General features: G+C 64.6%; 15 protein-coding genes. 7 read left to right on the top strand and 8 right to left on the bottom strand.

All coding sequences use genetic code 11. The annotated features are described in order from the left end of the window. Window positions 1-3156, top strand: coding sequence for a multidrug efflux RND transporter permease subunit (locus ACS7SF_RS03515; protein WP_439891703.1), 3156 nt, complete (start codon window positions 1-3; stop codon window positions 3154-3156). A gap of 20 nt (window positions 3157-3176) precedes the next feature. On the opposite strand, the gene ACS7SF_RS03510 is transcribed toward ACS7SF_RS03515, so the two are convergent. The 8 genes from ACS7SF_RS03510 to ACS7SF_RS03475 all read right to left on the bottom strand — a co-directional run bounded on the left by ACS7SF_RS03510 (window position 3177) and on the right by ACS7SF_RS03475 (window position 10254). Then, entirely contained in the window at window positions 3177-3989 is an 813-nt protein-coding gene (locus ACS7SF_RS03510; RefSeq protein ID WP_439892683.1) for an alpha/beta hydrolase, read from the bottom strand. An 8-nt stretch (window positions 3990-3997) separates the two neighbouring features. Further along, window positions 3998-5284, bottom strand: coding sequence for an MASE1 domain-containing protein (locus tag ACS7SF_RS03505; protein WP_439891702.1), 1287 nt, complete (start codon window positions 5282-5284; stop codon window positions 3998-4000). Window positions 5285-5397: 113 nt separating this feature from the next. Further along, window positions 5398-6060, bottom strand: a complete 663-nt coding sequence (locus ACS7SF_RS03500; protein ID WP_439891701.1) for a phytanoyl-CoA dioxygenase family protein — start codon at window positions 6058-6060, stop codon at window positions 5398-5400. An 11-nt stretch (window positions 6061-6071) separates the two neighbouring features. Then, entirely contained in the window at window positions 6072-6713 is a 642-nt protein-coding gene (locus ACS7SF_RS03495; protein WP_439891700.1) for a glutathione S-transferase family protein, read from the bottom strand. Window positions 6714-6756: 43 nt separating this feature from the next. Next, window positions 6757-7947 carry a PLP-dependent aminotransferase family protein gene (locus tag ACS7SF_RS03490; RefSeq protein WP_439891699.1) on the bottom strand — a complete coding sequence of 397 codons (1191 nt, stop codon included), beginning with the start codon at window positions 7945-7947 and terminating at the stop codon, window positions 6757-6759. Window positions 7948-8067: 120 nt separating this feature from the next. Then, complete coding sequence (locus ACS7SF_RS03485; protein WP_439891698.1) at window positions 8068-8538, bottom strand: RidA family protein; 471 nt, start codon at window positions 8536-8538, stop codon at window positions 8068-8070. Between the two features lie 41 nt (window positions 8539-8579). Continuing rightward, a complete protein-coding gene (locus ACS7SF_RS03480; RefSeq protein WP_439891697.1) occupies window positions 8580-9521 on the bottom strand; it encodes a DMT family transporter in 942 nt (313 codons plus the stop codon). Window positions 9522-9534: 13 nt separating this feature from the next. Next, the gene (locus ACS7SF_RS03475; protein WP_439891696.1) at window positions 9535-10254 is read right to left on the bottom strand and encodes an alanyl-tRNA editing protein; all 720 of its coding nucleotides are present in this window, start codon (window positions 10252-10254) and stop codon (window positions 9535-9537) included. 54 nt (window positions 10255-10308) lie between these two features. Here ACS7SF_RS03475 and ACS7SF_RS03470 point away from each other — a divergent pair, with 54 nt between their 5' ends. The 6 genes from ACS7SF_RS03470 to ACS7SF_RS03445 all read left to right on the top strand — a co-directional run bounded on the left by ACS7SF_RS03470 (window position 10309) and on the right by ACS7SF_RS03445 (window position 17414). Then, window positions 10309-11859, top strand: a complete 1551-nt coding sequence (locus ACS7SF_RS03470; RefSeq protein ID WP_439891695.1) for a PLP-dependent aminotransferase family protein — start codon at window positions 10309-10311, stop codon at window positions 11857-11859. 102 nt (window positions 11860-11961) lie between these two features. Beyond that, window positions 11962-13884 (top strand): molecular chaperone HtpG, encoded by a 1923-nt coding sequence (gene htpG, locus ACS7SF_RS03465; protein ID WP_439891694.1) that lies wholly within the window; start codon window positions 11962-11964, stop codon window positions 13882-13884. A 20-nt stretch (window positions 13885-13904) separates the two neighbouring features. Next, complete coding sequence (locus tag ACS7SF_RS03460) at window positions 13905-14408, top strand: DNA-deoxyinosine glycosylase (protein ID WP_439891693.1); 504 nt, start codon at window positions 13905-13907, stop codon at window positions 14406-14408. 748 nt (window positions 14409-15156) lie between these two features. Then, entirely contained in the window at window positions 15157-15666 is a 510-nt protein-coding gene (locus ACS7SF_RS03455) for a DUF1993 domain-containing protein (RefSeq protein ID WP_439891692.1), read from the top strand. Between the two features lie 105 nt (window positions 15667-15771). Beyond that, window positions 15772-16530: a tetratricopeptide repeat protein gene (locus ACS7SF_RS03450; protein WP_439891691.1), complete on the top strand. Its 759-nt coding sequence runs from the start codon at window positions 15772-15774 to the stop codon at window positions 16528-16530. A gap of 8 nt (window positions 16531-16538) precedes the next feature. Then, window positions 16539-17414, top strand: coding sequence for a spermidine synthase (locus tag ACS7SF_RS03445; RefSeq protein WP_439891690.1), 876 nt, complete (start codon window positions 16539-16541; stop codon window positions 17412-17414). The last annotated feature ends 290 nt before the right edge of the window (window positions 17415-17704 follow it).

Raw genomic sequence — 17704 nt, 5'->3', positions numbered from 1 at the left:
ATGGCACGTTTCTTTATCGACCGCCCGGTGTTTGCCTGGGTGATTGCGCTGGTCATCATCCTGGCGGGCCTGCTTGCGCTGCCGCGCCTGCCGGTGGCGCAGTACCCGACCATCGCGCCGCCCAACGTCAGCATTTCGGCCAACTATCCGGGCGCTTCCGCACGCACGGTGCAGAGCGCCGTCACGGCCATCATCGAGCGCGAGATGAACGGCGCGCCGGGGCTGCTGTACATGTCGTCGTCATCCGATGCAGCGGGCAACGTGTCGATCAACCTCGCGTTCAAACAAGGCACGAGCCCCGACCTTGCAGCGGTGGAGGTGCAGAACCGCCTGAAGATCGTCGAAGAGCGCCTGCCCGAAGTGGTCCGACGCAATGGCATCCGCATCGAAAAGGCTGCCGAGGACTACATGATGTACCTGTCGTTGGCGGCTGATAGCGGCCGCTTCGATGGTATTGACCTGGGCGACTTGGCATCGTCCGACCTCATTCCGCAACTGCGCCGCGTGCCCGGCGTTGGCACCGCGCAATTGTTCGACGCCGAATACGCCATGCGCATCTGGCCCGATGCGGACAAGCTCACCGCGCTCGGCCTCACGCCCGGTGACCTGAGCGACGCCGTGCGCCGCTACAACGCGCGCATCACCGTGGGCGAGATCGGCAGCGGGGCAGTGCCCGGCAGCGCGGCCATCAATGCGAGCGTGACCGGTGACGATGGGCTGACCACGCCCGATGCGTTCGGGCAGATTCCGCTACGCGCGGACGCACAAGGCCGCATGGTGCTGCTGCGCGACGTGGCGCGCGTGGAGTTGGGCGGCAGCGATTACCTCTACCTGTCGCGCATGAACGGCAAGCCGGCGACGACCATCGGCATCAAGCTCGCGCCGGGCGCCAACGCTGTCGGCGTGGCCAAGCGTGTGCGCGCGGTGTTGGATGCGGCGCAGGCGCATTTCCCGCCGGGCGTGCGCTACGAGGTGGCATACGACAGCTCGCGCTTTGTCGGCATCGCCATCGAGCAGGTGGTCAAGACGCTGCTCGAAGCTGTGGTGCTGGTGTTCCTCGTGATGATGTTGTTCATGCAGAACCTGCGTGCGACGCTCATCCCCACGCTGGTGGTGCCGATTGCATTGCTGGGCACGTTTGCGGTGATGCTGCCGATGGGCTTTTCGATCAACGTGCTGACGTTGTTCGGCCTCGTGCTCGCCATCGGCATCCTCGTCGACGACGCCATCGTGGTGGTGGAGAACGTTGAACGCGTGATGCACGACGAAGGGCTGTCGCCGCGCGAGGCGACGGCGAAAGCCATGCGCCAGATCAGCGGAGCGATTGTCGGCATCTCGCTGGTGCTGACGGCGGTGTTCGTGCCGATGGCCTTCTTTGGCGGTGCTGTGGGCAATATCTACCGGCAGTTTTCCTTGTCGCTGGCGGTGTCGATGGTGTTCTCGGCGTTTCTGGCGCTGACGTTGACGCCGGCCTTGTGCGCCACGTTGCTCAAGCCTGTTCAGCCGGGCCACGGCACGGAGCGCAAGGGGTTTTTCGGCGCGTTCAACCGGGGTTTTGGGCGCCTGACGACGCGCTACCAAGGCGGCGTGGCCCGGCTGCTGAATCGCACTGGCCGCGCGCTTGTCGCATACGGGGCGGTCATCGGCGTGGTGGTGTTGCTGTTCACGCAATTGCCCACCGCCTTTCTGCCGGAAGAGGACACGGGCCAGTTCATGACCATCGTGCAGTTGCCCGCCGGCGCCACGCAGGCGCAAACGCTGGACATCGTGCGTCAGGCCGAGCAGTACTACATGACGAAGGAACCCGCCGTGGCTTCCACGCTCGCCATTACGGGCTTCAGCCTATACGGCAACGGGCAGAACGCAGCCATGCTGTTCCTCACGCTCCAGGACTGGACGCAACGTAAGAGCGGTGACCAGCATGTCGATGCCGTGGTGGGGCGCGCCAATGCCGCGTTCAGCAAGATCAAGGACGCCACGGTCATGGCGATGAACTCGCCCGCGCTGCCCGAACTCGGCAGTAAGCCCGGATTTGACCTACGCCTGCAAGACCGCGGCAGCGCCGGCTACGAGCGCTTGGCGCAGGCGCGTGACCACATGCTGGCTGAGGCGGCCAAGCATCCGGCGCTGTCGGAGGTCACGTTTGCCGGCCAGGGCGATGCGCCGCAGATCCTGATCGACGTGGATCGCAAAAAGGCGCTGTCGATGGGCGTGGCCATTGACGACATCAACCGCACGCTGGCCGTGATGTTCGGCTCCGACTACGCGGGGGACTTTGTCTACCGCAATCAGGTGCGCCGCGTGATCGTGCAGGCTGACGGCAAGCAGCGCGTGTCGGTCGAGCAGCTTGGCCGCATGCACGTGCGGAATGCTGCGGGCAGCATGGTGCCGCTCTCCGCCTTTACCACCGCAACGTGGACCGTCGGGCCGCTCAAGCTGGACCGCTACAACGGCTTTCCGAGCATGACGATCACCGGTTCGCCCGCGCCCGGCCGCAGTTCAGGCGAAGCCATGGCCGCGATGGAATCGATCGCACGCGGGCTGCCTGACGGCTTCGGCTACGAGTGGACCGGCCAGTCATTTGAAGAACGCTTGTCAGGGGCGCAGGCGCCCGCGCTGTTTGCGCTGTCGATCCTGGTGGTGTTCCTGTGCCTGGCGGCGCTGTACGAGAGCTGGTCGATTCCGTTGGCCGTGCTGCTGGTGGTGCCGCTGGGCGTGTTCGGGGCGCTGCTGGGCGCCACGCTGCGCTTTTTGCCGAACGACATCTACTTCAAGGTCGGCCTGATTGCGACGATCGGCCTGTCGGCCAAGAACGCGATCCTGATCATCGAAGTTGCCAAGGACTTGCATGCGCAGGGCATGGGGTTGATCGACGCCACGCTGGAAGCCGCGCGCCTGCGCTTCCGGCCAATCGTGATGACGTCGTTGGCGTTTGCCTTTGGGGTGGTGCCGCTGGCCGTGGCGAGTGGCGCGGCGTCGGCTAGCCAGCGCGCGATCGGCACGGGTGTGCTGGGCGGCATCACTACCGCGACGGTGCTGGCGGTGTTCCTGGTGCCGGTGTTCTTTGTGGTGGTGCGGCGCGTGTTCAAGGCCAGCGAGCGGCAGCGCAAGCTGGATGCCGCGCATGAGCACGAGGCGGCGGGGCCTGCTGCCTGATCTGCCGCTTGATCTGCCGATCAATCGGCAATGGCGGGGCTCTTGCGCTTGACCGTTGCCGGCTCGAATCCGAAGAAACCCAGCACCTCGGCCGCGACCTGCTCGCGGTCGTTGTCCACGCAGATCATGTGGTAGCTGTTTTCCAGCACCACGGTACGCGCGTTCGGTAGGGTGGCTTGCAGTGTGTCGGCCGAACGCAGGCTGGTGAGCTCGTCTTCGCGGGCGTGGATCACCAGCGTGGGGCAATGCGTTTGCGGCGCGGCGGCGTGCGCCCACACGCGCAGCCGATCCACTTCGCGAATGCACGTGAGCGGTACCCACGGATAGTGGAAGCTGTCGCCGCGGGCAAGCTTGGCCTTGATGATCCGGCGTAACAGCGGGTTCTTGATGCCGAACGGCTCGTCTTCTTCCACGCGCATGCGCGCAGCCATGCCGGGGACGCGATACACCACGTGACGCAGCGCTCGATACCAGGGTGTTGACCAGCCGTCGACGTACATGGGTGTGGCCAGCAGTGCTAGCTTGCCGGGCACATGGTCTACGCCGTGCCGCACGCGCTGCGCCAGCACCAGCGCCAACAGTGAACCCATGCACATGCCGGCGATATGCACGGTGTCGTGCTCGGCAAAGAGCTGGTGATACGTTTGCGCGAGCGTTTCAAGCCAAGCCTCGGCAGGCGTGCCGATCAAGTCTTCCGGTTGCGTGCCGTGGCCGGGCAGGGTAGGCGCGTACGTGACGGCGCCGGCATTGCGCAGCGCCTTTTGCAGCACGCCCAGGTCATAAGCCGTGCCGCCCAGGCCGTGGATCAGCAGCACGGCGGTGCTGCCGTGCAGAGTGGATGTCACAGCGCCGTCTCGACCGACCACGTCCCGGCGACCAACGCCGTGTTGCCCAGGGCATCGGTGAGCGGCCCGCCCGTATCGACGACGGTGTGCAACGTGCCGTCACGCGCGGTGATGCGCAGCGTCTGGCGACGCGCGCGGGTCGGGGCCTCGTCGTCGAGCGACGTGCCCCCCAGCCAGCGGGCCCGCAGCGCGTCGTGGTCATCGGGGTGCACGAGCTGCAGCACGGTCGATACGGAGGCCATGCTCTCTGGCGCATGCCCGAAGGCCAGGCCCACATCGCCGCCCCACTCGATACGGCCACTGGCCGGGTCAATGGTGTACACGAGCTGGCTCGATGCCGCGAGCGCCAATTCCACACGGTTCTGCCATTGCGCGCTTTGCGCGTGCAGCTGCTCGCGCGTGGTTTTGAGCGCGCTCACCAGCAGCACCAGCAGCGCGGCAATGCCCAGGTACAACTGCGCTTCCAGCAGCGACTGGCCGTAGTGGCGATCGAGCACGGCGAACGGCCCGTCGCCCTCGGCGGTTTGCGTGAGCGCCACCAGCGTCAGCAGCAAGACCGCCATCGAGCCACCGCGGCCACCCCACAGCAGCGCGACCACCACGGCAAAGAACAGGGGCACGTAGGTCAGCGCAAAGCCGACGCCACTGCCGAATTTGGTGACGCTGTTGCCGTCGAAGATCGCGTACGCCGACAGCGCCAGCGCAACGAACGCTGCCAACCCGAGCAGGAAATCGGCGCGGTCCGTGCCACCCGAGCGAAACGCGCGAAAGCGCGACCATGCCGCCAGCACCGGCGTGACGATCAGCACGCCAAGGAAGTCCGAAGCGCCCCAGATGCGGAACACGTGCCCAAAGGCGCCGCCCTGTGACCACGCAAACCAAGCTGCCCCAAACAGTGCTCCAGAGACCGCGCTGATGGCGCCGGCCACCAACATCGCCCGCACGAAGTACAAGCCTTCGAGCGGCACCCGTGCCAACCGCACCAGGGCCACGGCCAGCGCCGCGCTGCCTGCCTCGTCGAGCACGAACAGCATGGCGTGCGCCGGGTTGGTGCGCTCAATAGCGGCCAGCGCCAGTTGCGCCACGGCAAACGCAGCGCCCAGCCCCGCCCATTCCCGGTAGGACCGCAGCATGAACGCGGCCATGGCCACGCCCGCCGGCAGCCAGACATACCCCGTCATGTCGACAGGCCCGTTCAGGCGGTGCGACACGATGGCGGCAAGCAGGTAGAGCGCACCCCACAGCAGGGTGGAGACGGTGGTGGAAGCTTTCTGGAATGGCATTCGAGTTTTCCTCGATCAAAACAAAAAACCGCGCCGGTGGTGTGCACCGTGCGCGGTTGAGGATGCTACCGCAGGTGGGTTGGGCAGCGCTTAGTCTTTGCGACGCTCAGGGCCTACGCCGTACGCGCCCAGCGCAGACCCAGCGGCAAGACGCGAGGGCCGTACACGAAATGCAGTACGCGGCGGGGTCGTTCACCGGTCGACTTGGAAGACGCGTGCAGCAGCAATGGGCGCATGAGGAGCGCATCGCCGCGCTGGGCCAGGCAGACAACTTCGCCATGGGTGCTGCGCGCCTCGTGCATGGCCGTCTCGCACATGCGGCCTTGCTGATGCGAGCGCGGTACGACGCGCAGCGGACCCTCGTTCGGGCCGCAATCGTCCAGATGCAGTCGGACGGCAATCATGTCTTCCAACACGCCGCACGGCGGTTGCACATAGAGTTGCCCCTCTTTTTCTGCCCATCCCTGCAAGGACGAATTGTCCACGCGCGCCGCGACCGGAATGCTGAGATCCTGGTGAATCGGCACGAGCCAGTTCTGCGCGGCCGATTTGTCGAACCCCGTGCATTGCACGGCGACATGCGTGGCGGGAATCTGCGCTGCCAGGGCGGGGTGTCGGTGGAGTTGCGCCGCGAGCGCAGCGCACCACGGTTGTGACAATAGCTCGCGGGTGCCTGCGCTGTCCGGGCGCAAGTGGTCGGTCAGGCGTTCACAAATTGCATCCGGCAGCACGTTCCGGACAAGGGTGAAGCCTTCCGTCAGAAAGGTGCCCGACATCGACGCCAGGCTTACACCACCGGCAACGCCAGCACTTCCTGCGCTGCCCGGCGATCCCGCAGTTGGGTCATCCAGCGTTCAAGGTTGGGGCGTGCGGGGCGATCGATCGGCAGACCCAGCCAGCGGTGCGTGGCGCAGCCGCAGGCGATGTCGGCCATGGTGAAGCGCTGGCCGGCGACGTAGGGTTGCTTGGCCAACACCGCATCGAGGATGGCGGTGGTACGTTCCGCTGCCTTGCGCGAGCGCTCGATTTGCGCCGCGTCGCGCTGGTCTTCGGGCGTGCGCACGAGCTGCAGGAATGCATCCACCATCGACGGGCTGTACGTCGTGGTTTGCCAATCCATCCAGCGGTCGGCGTCGGCGCGTTCATGCAGTTCGAGCGGGTAGAGATTGCCCGGGCCATAGCGTGCTGACAGATACCGCACGATGGCGTTGGATTCCCACAGCACGAAGCGTGTATCGCCTGAATCGTTCAGGCCGTCTTCGATGACGGGGATCATGCCGTTCGGGTTCATCGTCAGGAATTCCGGCGTGTTGACACCCCCGAAGGCGCCGCCGACGTCGATGCGCTCGTGGTCCAGCGATAGCTCACGCGCGCACCAGACCACTTTCTGCACGTTGACCGAAGAGAGTCTTCCCCAGATCCGCAACATCGACGACGGCTCCTTTCTTGATTGAGTGACGTACTGACTTGATTTAGGCAGCCTTGGGCGTGAGCGCTGCAATTTCCGCGCCCAACAGTTCGCCCAGCACGGTGATGCCTTGTTCGATGCGCTCCGGTGGCACGGTCACAAAGGCCAGGCGCAGCGTATTGCGGCGCGGCGCATTGGCGTAGAACGGCGCGCCCGGCACGAATGCCACGTTGCACGCGACAGCCTTTTCCAGCAGCGCCATCGTGTCGATGCCTTCCGGCACTTCCACCCAGATGAACATGCCGCCTTCCGGACGGTTCCAGTGCACGCCGGCCGGCATGTGGCGCTTGAGCGAATCGAGCATCGCTTCGCACTGCTTGCCGTACAGGTCTCGGATGGTCGGGATGTGCGTGTCGAGCAGGCCCGTCTTCAGTACCTCATACGCCACGCGCTGCGTGAAGCTGGGCGTGTGGAGGTCGGCCGCTTGTTTGGCCTGCACGAGTTTGAAGTGGATAGGCTCAGGCGCAATGATGTAGCCCAGACGCATGCCCGGTGCCAGGATCTTCGAGAACGAACCCATGTAGATCACACCGTCCGGATTGAGCGAGCGCAGCGAGGGCAGTTGGTCGCCGGTATAGCTCAGTTCGCCATACGGATCGTCTTCCACCAGCAGCACGCCGAGTTCCTTTGCGCGGGCCACCAGGGCCTGGCGGCGGTCCAGCGGCAGGCGGCGGCCGGTCGGGTTCTGGAAGTTCGGGATGGTGTAGAAGAAGCGCGCGCCGGCGGTCAACTCGGGCGTGAGCGCTTCGGGTAGCAGGCCTTTGTCGTCGCTGGGCACCGATGCGTAGGCCGGCTCGAACAGCGAGAACGATTGCAGCGCACCGAGGTAGCTGGGCGTTTCGACCATCACCTTGCTTTGCGGGTCGATGAAGATCTTGCCCAGCAGGTCCAGGCCCTGTTGCGAGCCCGTCGTGATCAGCACGCGCGACGCCGTGGTGCCATGGCGCTGTGCGATCCATTCACGCAGGCCCGACAGTCCTTCGGTCGGGCCGTACTGCAAGGCCGCCTGCGGGTTGTCCGCAAACATGCGGGCGCACGCCGCCTGAATCGCCTCGACCGGGAAGGTGACTGGCGACGGCAGGCCGCCGGCAAACGAAATCACCTCGGGGCGTTCGGTGATCTTGAGGATTTCCCGGATCGCCGAGCTGGTCAGCTTTTGCGCACGGCTGGAGAAGGTACAGGCGGTGTGGTCCATGGTGTGGTCCTAGTGTTGCGCGGCGCCCACCTCGTGAGCGGGCGCCACAGGTGGGCAAAACGAAAAGAATAGCAGGGGATGCCCCGGCGTTGCACGGCCGGCCAGCAGCAAATGCGAGTTTTAAGCGACTTCCGCAATCAGCTCGATCTCGACGCAGGCGCCCAGCGGAACCTGCGCGACGCCGAAGGCGCTACGGGCGTGCTTGCCGGCGTCGCCAAACACTTCGGCCAGCAGTTCCGACGCGCCGTTGGTCACCAGGTGCTGCTCGGTGAACTCCTGCGTGGAATTGACCAGGCTCATGACCTTGACGATGCGCTTGACGCGGCTGAGGTCGCCAGCCAGGTGGGTGTTCAGCGTGGCCATCAGGTCGATGGCGATGCTGCGTGCGGCCGCCTTGCCTTCTTCGGTGGTCATGTCGGCGCCGAGCTTGCCGACCCACGGCTTGCCGTCTTTCTTGGCAATGTGGCCCGACAGGAAAACCAGGTTGCCGGTCTGTGCGGCCATGACGTAGGCAGCGGCGGGCGCGCCGGCGGCGGGCAGTTCGATGCCGAGTTGCTTGAGCTTGGCCTGGGCGTCGTGCGAAGCGGTCATGAAGACTCCTTGGTGTGTTGGGATGAGACGGAGAGATGACGCTAGCGGCGCACCGAAGTCCGCCGGCCGATGCCGACCACGGCAATCACTGCCAGCGCAAACAGCACGGTGGCCACGTCGAGCGATTCGCCCAGCAGCAGCCAGCCGCCGATCAGCGTCATAAAAGGTTGCAGCAATTGTATCTGGCCGACCCGTGCCACACCGCCTGCGGCCAGGCCCGAATACCAGAACAGGAAGCCGATGAACATCGAGAAGGCTGACACGTAAGCCATTCCGATCCAGGCGCGGCCCGACGCCTGCGCCAATGCTTCGGCCTGATGCGTCGAGGGCAGCCACGCCAGCGCGCCAACCATCGGCAGCAGCACCGGCAGCGAGACGACCAGCGCCCAGGCAATCGTCTGCGTGCCGCCCAGTTCGCGCGCGAGCCGGCCGCCGGTCGCATAGCCGAGGGCGCCCGTCACCATGGCGGCGAACAATAGCCAGTCGGCCCGGTGCAGCATGCCCGCGCCTTGCAGCAACGCAAACGAGACGACCAGCACGCTGCCCGCCACCGCGCACAGCCAGAACCCCGTCGATGGCCGCTCGCGCCCGAACCACGCGGCAAAGATGGCGGTCGCCAGCGGCAGCAGGCCGGTGATGATGGCGCCATGCGCGGCCGGCACATCGCGCATCGCCAGCGATGAAAACAGCGGAAAGCCGACCACCACGCCTATCGCCGTCACCGCGAGCCTCCACCATTGGGCGCCGCGCGGTCGCTTGGCGGCGGAGAACGCGCCGGTGGCCGTCAGAAGACCCAGCGCCAGCACACTCGCCAATACCGCCCGTGCCAGTGCGACGAAGGTGGCATCCAGCTCGGCGACAGCCATGCGCGTGAACGGCAGCGTCTGGCTAAAGATGGCCACGCCGATGAAGCCGAGCAGCAAGCCGCGGCGTTCAGCGTGGTCGGGTGTGTGGTGCAGGGGCAGGGTGGCGGACTTGGTCATGGTGGGCGTCCATTCAGTCCGCAAATGCCACCGCCACGCGGCGGTTCTGGCGGCTCTTCTTTTCGATTTTGGTGACGACCACGCGGCCGATTTCGCCGGTCGCACGCACATGGGTGCCGCCGCAGGGTTGGCGGTCGATGCCGTCGATATGGATGATGCGGATGGCCGACGCGCCCACCGGTGGCGCCGCGCCGATGGTGCGAACCAGTTCCGGCTGCGCGGCGAGTTCTTCCGGCGAGATCAGGTCGATCCGCACCGGCGTGTTGCGGTTGATGAGTGCGTTCAGCTGCGTGGTGAGGGTGTCGCGGTCGAGCGTCAACTCCGGCAGGTCGAAATCGATGCGGCCCGAATCCGGCGAGATGCCGCAGCCCGTAACCGGCACCGGGATCAGCGAGCCCAGCAGATGCAGACATGTATGCAGCCGCATCAGGCGGTGGCGGCGCTCCCAGTCGATGGCGGCGGTGACGGGCGTGCCGGGGATGAGCCGGCTCAGGTCCGCGCCCTCGGCCGGCACGTGCAGCACGGTCAGCCGATCGGGGCTGTAGACGGTGTCGGCAATTGCCACGGTTTGCCCATCACCCAGCGTGAGGGTGCCGATGTCACCGGCCTGGCCGCCGCTGCGTGCGTAGAACACCGTGGCGTCCAGTTCGATGCCCTCCGGGTGTACGGCAACGACGGTGGCGTCGCAGGTGGTGCGGTAGGCGTCTTCGTCAAAGCGCTTGAGCGTTGGCATGGCGGGGGCTCCGATTCGCGGGATGCGGATTTCTGACCTTGATCCTACCGAAGTGTGTCTGTACAGTACCTGTACACTTTGTCGTGGTGCTTTCTGTACAGTTTTGGCCCCTCTTTTGCCCACCTGGTCATGACCGCTTCCTCCCAAATCGTCAGTCTGGATGCCCGGCGTGCGGCTGCCCGCCCGGCGGCGGAGCAGTTGCCTGACCCCATTCCATCTGCGCAGATGACGCTGGTGGATCAGCTGACCGAGTGGGCGCGCATGCGCATCGACGAGCGCGTCTTTCGTGCCGGCATGCGCATGCCGTCGATCCGGCAACTGGCGCAGGAGAAGAGCATTTCGCGCTTCACGGTGGTCGAGGCGTACGAACGGCTGGTGGCGCAGGGCTATCTGGAATCGCGCCGGGGCTCGGGCTTCTATGTGAAGGAGCGCCATACGGCGTTGCCCGAAGAGCCCGTCGCCCCGCTGGCGGTTGGGCGCAAGGTGGATGTGGCCTGGCTGCTGCGCAACATGTTTCTTTCGGCCGAGCCACGCAAGTCGCCCGGGACGGGTTTTTTGCCCAACGGCTGGCTGGATGGCGAGTTGATTGCCAACGCATTACGCACACTGGGCCGCCAGAACGGCAGCCAGTTTCTGGCGCCGGGCTTGCCGCAGGGCTTCTTGCCGCTGCGCCAGCAGTTGCAGACGCGCCTGGCGGAGTTGGAGATCGGCGCACGGCCCGACCAGATTGTCATGACGTCGGGCATCACCTCATCGCTTGATCTCATTGCACGTCAATACGTGCAGCCAGGCGATACGGTGCTGGTGGCCGATCCGGCGTGGTTCCTGATGTTTGGCCGCTTTGCCGCGCAGGGCGCCCAGGTGATCGGCGTGCCGTACACCACCGAGGGGCCGGACCTGGTGGCACTGGAAGGTCTGGTGCAGGTGCGCCGGCCCAAGCTGCTGATCATCAACTCGATCCTGCACAACCCGACGGGCACGTCGCTCTCGGCGGCCAAGGCGTTCCAGCTGTTGCGGCTGGCCGAGCAATACGGCTTCCTGATTGTCGAAGACGATATCTACGGGGACCTCGCGCCGCCCGGACACCAAGGCACGCGCCTGGCAAGCCTCGACCAGTTGCGCCGCGTGATCTACCTGAGCAGTTTCTCCAAGACGCTGGCGATCAACTTGCGCGTGGGCTTCATCGCGTGCCATCCGGAGTTGGCCAAGAACCTGACCGATAGCAAGCTGCTGGCGGGTCTGACCACCCCCGAGATCAACGAGCGGGTGTTGTACAAGATCCTAACCGAAGGCCAGTACCGCAAGCATGTTGACCGGGTACGGGGCCGCCTCGACCGGGCCCGCGACGGCGTGCAGCGCAACCTAGAGCGCATGGGCCTGAAGCTGTTTGCCCAGCAGGGCGCGGGCATGTTCCTCTGGGCCGATACCGGGCAGGACACCAACGCCATCGCCCGTGCGGGCCACGAGCAGGGCTATGTGTTTGCGCCGGGGAGCCTGTTTTCGCCATCGCAGATGCCCTCCACGTGGATGCGCTTCAACATCGCCACCAGCGCTGATCCGGACATGCTCCGCTTCCTGGCCGAGCAGCTCGATCGCGGGGCTTGAAAACCGGCTCATCCGCCTTATCTAGCCTCACAAATTCATGCGGGCGCACGCGCAAGGTGTAGCCCGCTTCTCTTTCCACTTTTCTGACCTTTTACGCACACCATGAGCGCACCGCACGAGAAGATGGCTTTCCAGGCAGAAGTAAAACAGCTTCTGCATTTGATGATCCACTCGCTGTACAGCAACAAGGAAATCTTCCTGCGGGAGTTGGTTTCCAATGCGTCGGATGCGGTGGACAAGCTGCGCTTCGAAGGCATCGCCAATCCGTCGCTGCTCGAAGGCGGCGGTGAGCTGGGTATCCGTATCGGCTTTGACGCCGCGGCACGCACCATCACCATTGCCGACAACGGCATCGGCATGAGCCGCGACGAAGCCATCCGCAACCTCGGCACCATCGCCCGCTCGGGCACGCGCGAGTTCTTCAGCCAGCTCTCCGGCGACCAGCAGAAGGACGCTGCCCTCATCGGCCAGTTTGGCGTGGGCTTCTACTCGGCCTTCATCGTGGCCGACCGCGTGACCGTGGAATCGCGCCGCGCCGGCGTGGCCGCCAATGAAGGCGTGCGCTGGGAAAGCACCGGCGATGGCGAATTCACCGTCGACACCATCGAGCGCGCCGAGCGCGGCTCCACCATCACGCTGCACCTGCGCGAGGGCGAGGACGATTTCCTCAACGCCTGGCGTGTGAAGTCGGTCGTGCAGAAGTATTCGGACCACATCTCCCTGCCGATCCAGATGCGCAAGGAAACGTGGGACGAAGAGAAGAAAACGATGGTCGCCCAGGACGAATGGGAAACCATCAACCAGGGCAGCGCCCTGTGGGCCCGCCCGCGCGCCGACGTGACGGACGAGCAGTACATCGCCTTCTATCAGCACATCGCGCACGAAAACGGTAAGCCGCTCGCCTGGACGCACAACCGCGTGGAAGGTCGCAGCGAATACACGCAGCTGCTGTACCTCCCGACCAACGCGCCGTTCGACCTGTGGGACCGCGAGCGCCGCAGCGGCCTGAAGCTGTACGTCAAGCGCGTGTTCATCATGGACGACGCCGAGCAACTGCTGCCGGGCTACCTGCGCTTCGTGAAGGGCGTGATCGATTCGGCCGATCTGCCGCTGAACGTCTCGCGCGAAATCTTGCAGGAAAGCCGCGACGTGAAGGCCATCCGCGAGGGCTCGACCAAGCGCGTGCTGGGCATGCTCGAATCGATGGCCGAGTCGGATGATGCGGCCGAGAAGGACAAGTACGCCACGTTCTGGCAGCACTTCGGCCAGGTGCTCAAGGAAGGCATTGGCGAAGACCACGCCAACAAGGACCGCATCGCCAAGCTGCTGCGCTTTGCTTCCACGCACAACGAAGACAGTGCCCAGACCGTCTCGCTGGCCGACTACCTCAGCCGCATGAAGGAAGGCCAGGACAAGATCTACTACGTGACCGCCGAGAACTGGACGGCCGCCAAGTCGAGCCCGCATCTGGAAATCTTCCGCAAGAAGGGCGTGGAAGTGCTGCTGCTGACCGACCGCGTGGACGAGTGGATGCTCTCGTTCCTGCACGACTTCGAAGAGAAGGAACTGGTGTCGGTGGCGCGTGGTGATCTCGACCTGGGCGCCATGGAAGACGAAGCCGAGAAGGCAGAGCATGCCAAGGTGGAAGGCGAGTTCAAGGCACTGGTCGAGCGCGCCAAGGCGGTGCTGGGCGACAAGGCCAAGGACGTGCGCATCACGCACCGTCTGACCGATTCGCCGTCGTGCCTGGTGGCGGACGAGGGCGACATCAGCGGCACGCTGGCACGCCTGCTCAAGCAGGCCGGTCAGCAAGCGCCTGACAGCAAGCCGGTGCTGGAGCTGAACCCGACGCATCCGCTGGTGCGCAAGCTCGCGCTGCTGGAAACCGTCACGGGCAATGAAGCCGACCGCGCGGCGTTTGAAGATCGCCTGCACGTGCTGTTCGATCAGGCATTGCTGGCCGAAGGCGGCTCGCTGACGGATCCGGCGGCCTACGTGCAGCGCGTGAACCGTCTGCTGGCCTGATCAGCGATTCGTTCACTGCAGTGACGCTCAAGCGATGCTTTCCGCCCGTGGTCGATGCGCACACGCGCGTGCTGATCCTGGGCAGCCTGCCCGGCGAAGCATCGCTTGCGCAAGCGCAGTACTACGCCTACAAGCACAACAAGTTCTGGGAGCTTGTTGGCGACGTCATCGGCGAGGACCTGCGCGGTATGCAATATGCCGCGCGGCTGCAAACGCTGCTGGCGCATCACGTGGGACTGTGGGACGTGGTGGCCGAAGCCAAGCGCGAAGGCAGTCTTGACAGCAGGATCAAAGACCACGCCGGCAATGATTTGGTGGGCTTAATCGAATCGCTACCGAAGCTGGCTGTGATTGCTTTCAATGGTGGGACTGCTGAACGCATGGGTTTGAGGGCGCTTGGGCGGCATGGTGATCGGCATCACATCCTGCGGCTTCCCTCCAGTAGCCCCGCGTATACGGTTCCGTACTCCGAAAAGCTGCACGTTTGGCGGCAACTGCGGTCATGGCTGGATATGCCTGACTGACAGCGTCTGGGCGAATACAGCCAAGGCAGCAAGCCCAGCGCGGCGGCGGCTTCTCGTTCTTGTCGTCCGACTGCGGACTGCGCCCGCGTCTTTTCCATCTCGTACCCGATCAGCTTGGTGCGCGACTGCACTGCATGTGCCATCGGTATGTCTTGCTCTCGATGTTTGCCCCTTCACTCGAAGAATGTGGACGCGTTGGAACAGCGTTTGCTCCTGGGTCATAGCAGTCCCCCTAGGAACTCACCTGAGTGCCCTGGGAAGACTGATCACCCAAAAGATGGAGGACCACATGAGGAAGACAACTTCAATCAGTGCACTTGCATTTGTCATCGCCAGCGCTCTGGCCGGCTGTACTGCCGCCGGTAGCGGAACGGGTTCGGCTGCAGGCTCCGGGAGCGTGACGCCTGGGGGCTCGATGTCTCAACCGGGATATGGGACCGGCACAAGCTCAAGCGGCAGCGCGAGCGGAGCAGCCACTGGGTCCAGCAGTACGGCGCCGCGCTAAGCGAAACCGACGTTTGCACAACTGTCCATCGACGGGCCACCACGTACTTGTAAAGCGGGGCCCGTTTTTTTTTGCGGGCATAGCCGACATGTGAGCCGCGGCTGACGCTTCGTGCCCTTACTCGGCTGTGGATGCATCGAGCGGCGATCCGATCGTCCGCCTACACTGTGCACCGCGCGCCAATGCGCGACGCCGGACAAATACCGGTTACACAGCCTGATCCATCCAAGGAGCGCTTTTCACATGACCACCCCGTCGATGTACGAATTTCTTGTGCCCACCGTCAACCGCATGCTCGGCAACCTGACCGCGCTGCTCGACAAGGCCGCCGCGCATGCCGAAGCCAAGAAATTCGACCCGGCCAATCTGCTGAACGCGCGCCTAGCGCCGGACATGCACTCGTTCACACGCCAGGTGCAGATTGCGTGCGATATGGCCAAGGGTGGCGCCGCACGCCTGTCGGGCACCGAGGTGCCGTCGTATGCTGACAACGAGACATCCATTGACGAGCTGAAGGCGCGCATTGCGAAGACGCTGGCGTTCGTTAACAGCATCGACGCGGCGGCGTTTGCTGGCAGCGAAGATCGTCAGGTCACGCTCAAGAGCCCCACGCGCGAACTGCAGTTCAATGGACTCGACTACCTGCGCGGCTTCGTGCTGCCGAACTTCTATTTCCACATCACCACGGCCTATGCGCTGCTGCGGCATAACGGCGTGGAGATCGGCAAGTTCGACTATCTCGGTCGCGCCTGAAGGGCAGGGCACGGTTCGCGCGAGCCCTTGGGGGCTCGCGCGTGTCACAATCGCGCCCGTGGCCGGCACGGGGGGTGTCGGCGCTGTCTGTTATCGGGCCTTAACATGCCGTTTCTTGGAATCGGGTTTCACGTCATCGTTGCGCTGTTCTTTGCCGTGCACGTCGTGCGCAGTAACCAGAACATGTACTGGTTGTTCATCCTCTTTGCCTTCCCGCTGTTTGGCAGCGTGGTGTATTTCTTCGCGATCTACCTGCCGGAGATGCGCCACTCGCGTGGCGCCCGCGTTGCCAGCCGCGCCGTCACGCAACTGATCGACCCCAAGCGTGCCGTGCGAGAAGCGCGCAACGACTTCGACCGTGCGCCGACCGTACAACACCGCCTTCGCCTGGGCGAAGCATTGCTGGAAGCCGGCGATGCCAAGGAAGCGCGCGAGCATTTCGAACAGGCCGCGACCGGCCCATTTGCCGGCGACCCTGCCGTGCTGTTGGGACTCGCCCGCGCGCAGTTCGCCACCGGCGATGCGGCACTCACCAAGAGCACGCTCGATACCCTGTTCGAAGCGCACCGCGTCACGCGCCAGCAGCCCGATCCGACATTGCTGTACGCCCGCGCGTTGGCCGCGACGAACGCACCCAACACCCGCGAGGCCTTCGAGCAGGCCCTGACGTGCGCCAACGATGCCGCTGCCCGCTGCCTGTTCGGCGAATGGCTGCTCGCCCAGAACAACGACGCCGACAAGCAGCGTGCCCAGGCCCTATTTGAAGAGATCCTGCGCGACGCCAAACACTGGACGCGCTACGCCAAAGACCACAACCGCGAATGGCTGCAACGTGCGGCCGCCGCTCAGTCTTCTTCCCGTTGATCCGCTTTATGACGCTGTTGAAACGTAAATCCATCGAGGCCGTCGCCTCGCGCCGCCCGGCTCGCGCCAAGCGCGAAGATCGCCTTGGCCATGACGATGAACCCAAACGCATGGCCCCGCGCTTTGCACCGGTCACGTTCTCCGAGTTGTCTGGCGTGCGTTACCTGCACTTCGGCACCGAGTGGGTGCAGGGCGCCATGCGGCTGTCCAAGCCCGATGCAATCGAGCTGGAATATGCTCAGCAGATGATGGCGTGGCTGCTGTTTCTGGATCCGGCTTCGCGGCCGGATTTCCATGTCGTGCAACTGGGCCTGGGTGCGGCAGCGCTGACCAAGTTCTGCCACCGCCAGCTCGCGCCTGCGCAGGTGACAGCGGTGGAGTTGAACCCCTCGGTCATCGTTGCGGCGCACAGCATGTTCAACATGCCGTTCAACGACACGCGCCTGAACGTGCTCGAACAGGATGCCTACGACTGGGTGATGGACGCCAACCACCACGGCACCGTCGATGCATTGCAGATCGACCTGTACGACGCCACGGCGCGTGGGCCGGTGCTGGATACGCCCGCGTTCTACAAGGCCTGCCGGCAGGTGCTGCGCTCACCCGGCGTGATGACCATCAACCTGTTTGGCGACCACACCAGCTTTCCGCGCAATATCGAACGGATTTGCGATGCGTTTGACAACCGCGTGCTCGTCTTCCCCGAAGTGCATGACGGGAATGTGATTGCGCTGGCGTTCAATGGACCGCCGTTGCGGGTGAGCTGGGATGCAGTGAAGGAGCGGGCTGCTGCGCTGCAGGCTTCGCTTAAGTTGCCGACTAAGGGGTGGGTTGAGGGGTTGCGCGGCGCCAATGCCGGCCAGGAAGAGCTGCTGGCGATTTGATTGTTTGTTGGTGGTCCATCTCCGTTTCACCCCCTGCCGGGGGCGACTCACTTTCTTTGTCTTGCCAAAGAAAGTAAGCAAAGAAAGGCGCGCCCGAGATGGCGAAAGATTCCTTGAATTTGCGTAACCGTGCGGAGGCCGGGAAAACTCGCTTCGCTCAGACAGTTTCCAGCCTTTTTTCCGCCCGCTTACGAAAATTCAAGGCGCCATCAAGGGCTCAACGTCAAAAGAAAAAGGCCAACCCATCGTGAGGTTGGCCTTGTCGTTTGGGCCGGTGCACCAGTGGTTTG

The organism is Ralstonia sp. 25C, assembly GCF_051904805.1.
In the GTDB taxonomy this organism is placed as follows: domain Bacteria; phylum Pseudomonadota; class Gammaproteobacteria; order Burkholderiales; family Burkholderiaceae; genus Ralstonia.
Note: the sequence above shows the minus strand (reverse complement) of the source record. Positions and strands in the feature narration are given on the sequence as shown.

What these genes read in the sequence shown, in the direction of transcription:
- ACS7SF_RS03515 (WP_439891703.1), top strand. Translation starts at nt 1, where the DNA reads ATGGCACGTTTCTTTATCGACCGCCCGGTGTTTGCCTGGGTGATTGCG.
- ACS7SF_RS03505 (WP_439891702.1), bottom strand. Translation starts at nt 5,284, where the DNA reads ATGCCATTCCAGAAAGCTTCCACCACCGTCTCCACCCTGCTGTGGGGT.
- ACS7SF_RS03500 (WP_439891701.1), bottom strand. Translation starts at nt 6,060, where the DNA reads ATGTCGGGCACCTTTCTGACGGAAGGCTTCACCCTTGTCCGGAACGTG.
- ACS7SF_RS03495 (WP_439891700.1), bottom strand. Translation starts at nt 6,713, where the DNA reads ATGTTGCGGATCTGGGGAAGACTCTCTTCGGTCAACGTGCAGAAAGTG.
- ACS7SF_RS03490 (WP_439891699.1), bottom strand. Translation starts at nt 7,947, where the DNA reads ATGGACCACACCGCCTGTACCTTCTCCAGCCGTGCGCAAAAGCTGACC.
- ACS7SF_RS03485 (WP_439891698.1), bottom strand. Translation starts at nt 8,538, where the DNA reads ATGACCGCTTCGCACGACGCCCAGGCCAAGCTCAAGCAACTCGGCATC.
- ACS7SF_RS03480 (WP_439891697.1), bottom strand. Translation starts at nt 9,521, where the DNA reads ATGACCAAGTCCGCCACCCTGCCCCTGCACCACACACCCGACCACGCT.
- ACS7SF_RS03475 (WP_439891696.1), bottom strand. Translation starts at nt 10,254, where the DNA reads ATGCCAACGCTCAAGCGCTTTGACGAAGACGCCTACCGCACCACCTGC.
- htpG (WP_439891694.1), top strand. Translation starts at nt 11,962, where the DNA reads ATGAGCGCACCGCACGAGAAGATGGCTTTCCAGGCAGAAGTAAAACAG.
- ACS7SF_RS03455 (WP_439891692.1), top strand. Translation starts at nt 15,157, where the DNA reads ATGACCACCCCGTCGATGTACGAATTTCTTGTGCCCACCGTCAACCGC.
- ACS7SF_RS03450 (WP_439891691.1), top strand. Translation starts at nt 15,772, where the DNA reads ATGCCGTTTCTTGGAATCGGGTTTCACGTCATCGTTGCGCTGTTCTTT.
- ACS7SF_RS03445 (WP_439891690.1), top strand. Translation starts at nt 16,539, where the DNA reads ATGACGCTGTTGAAACGTAAATCCATCGAGGCCGTCGCCTCGCGCCGC.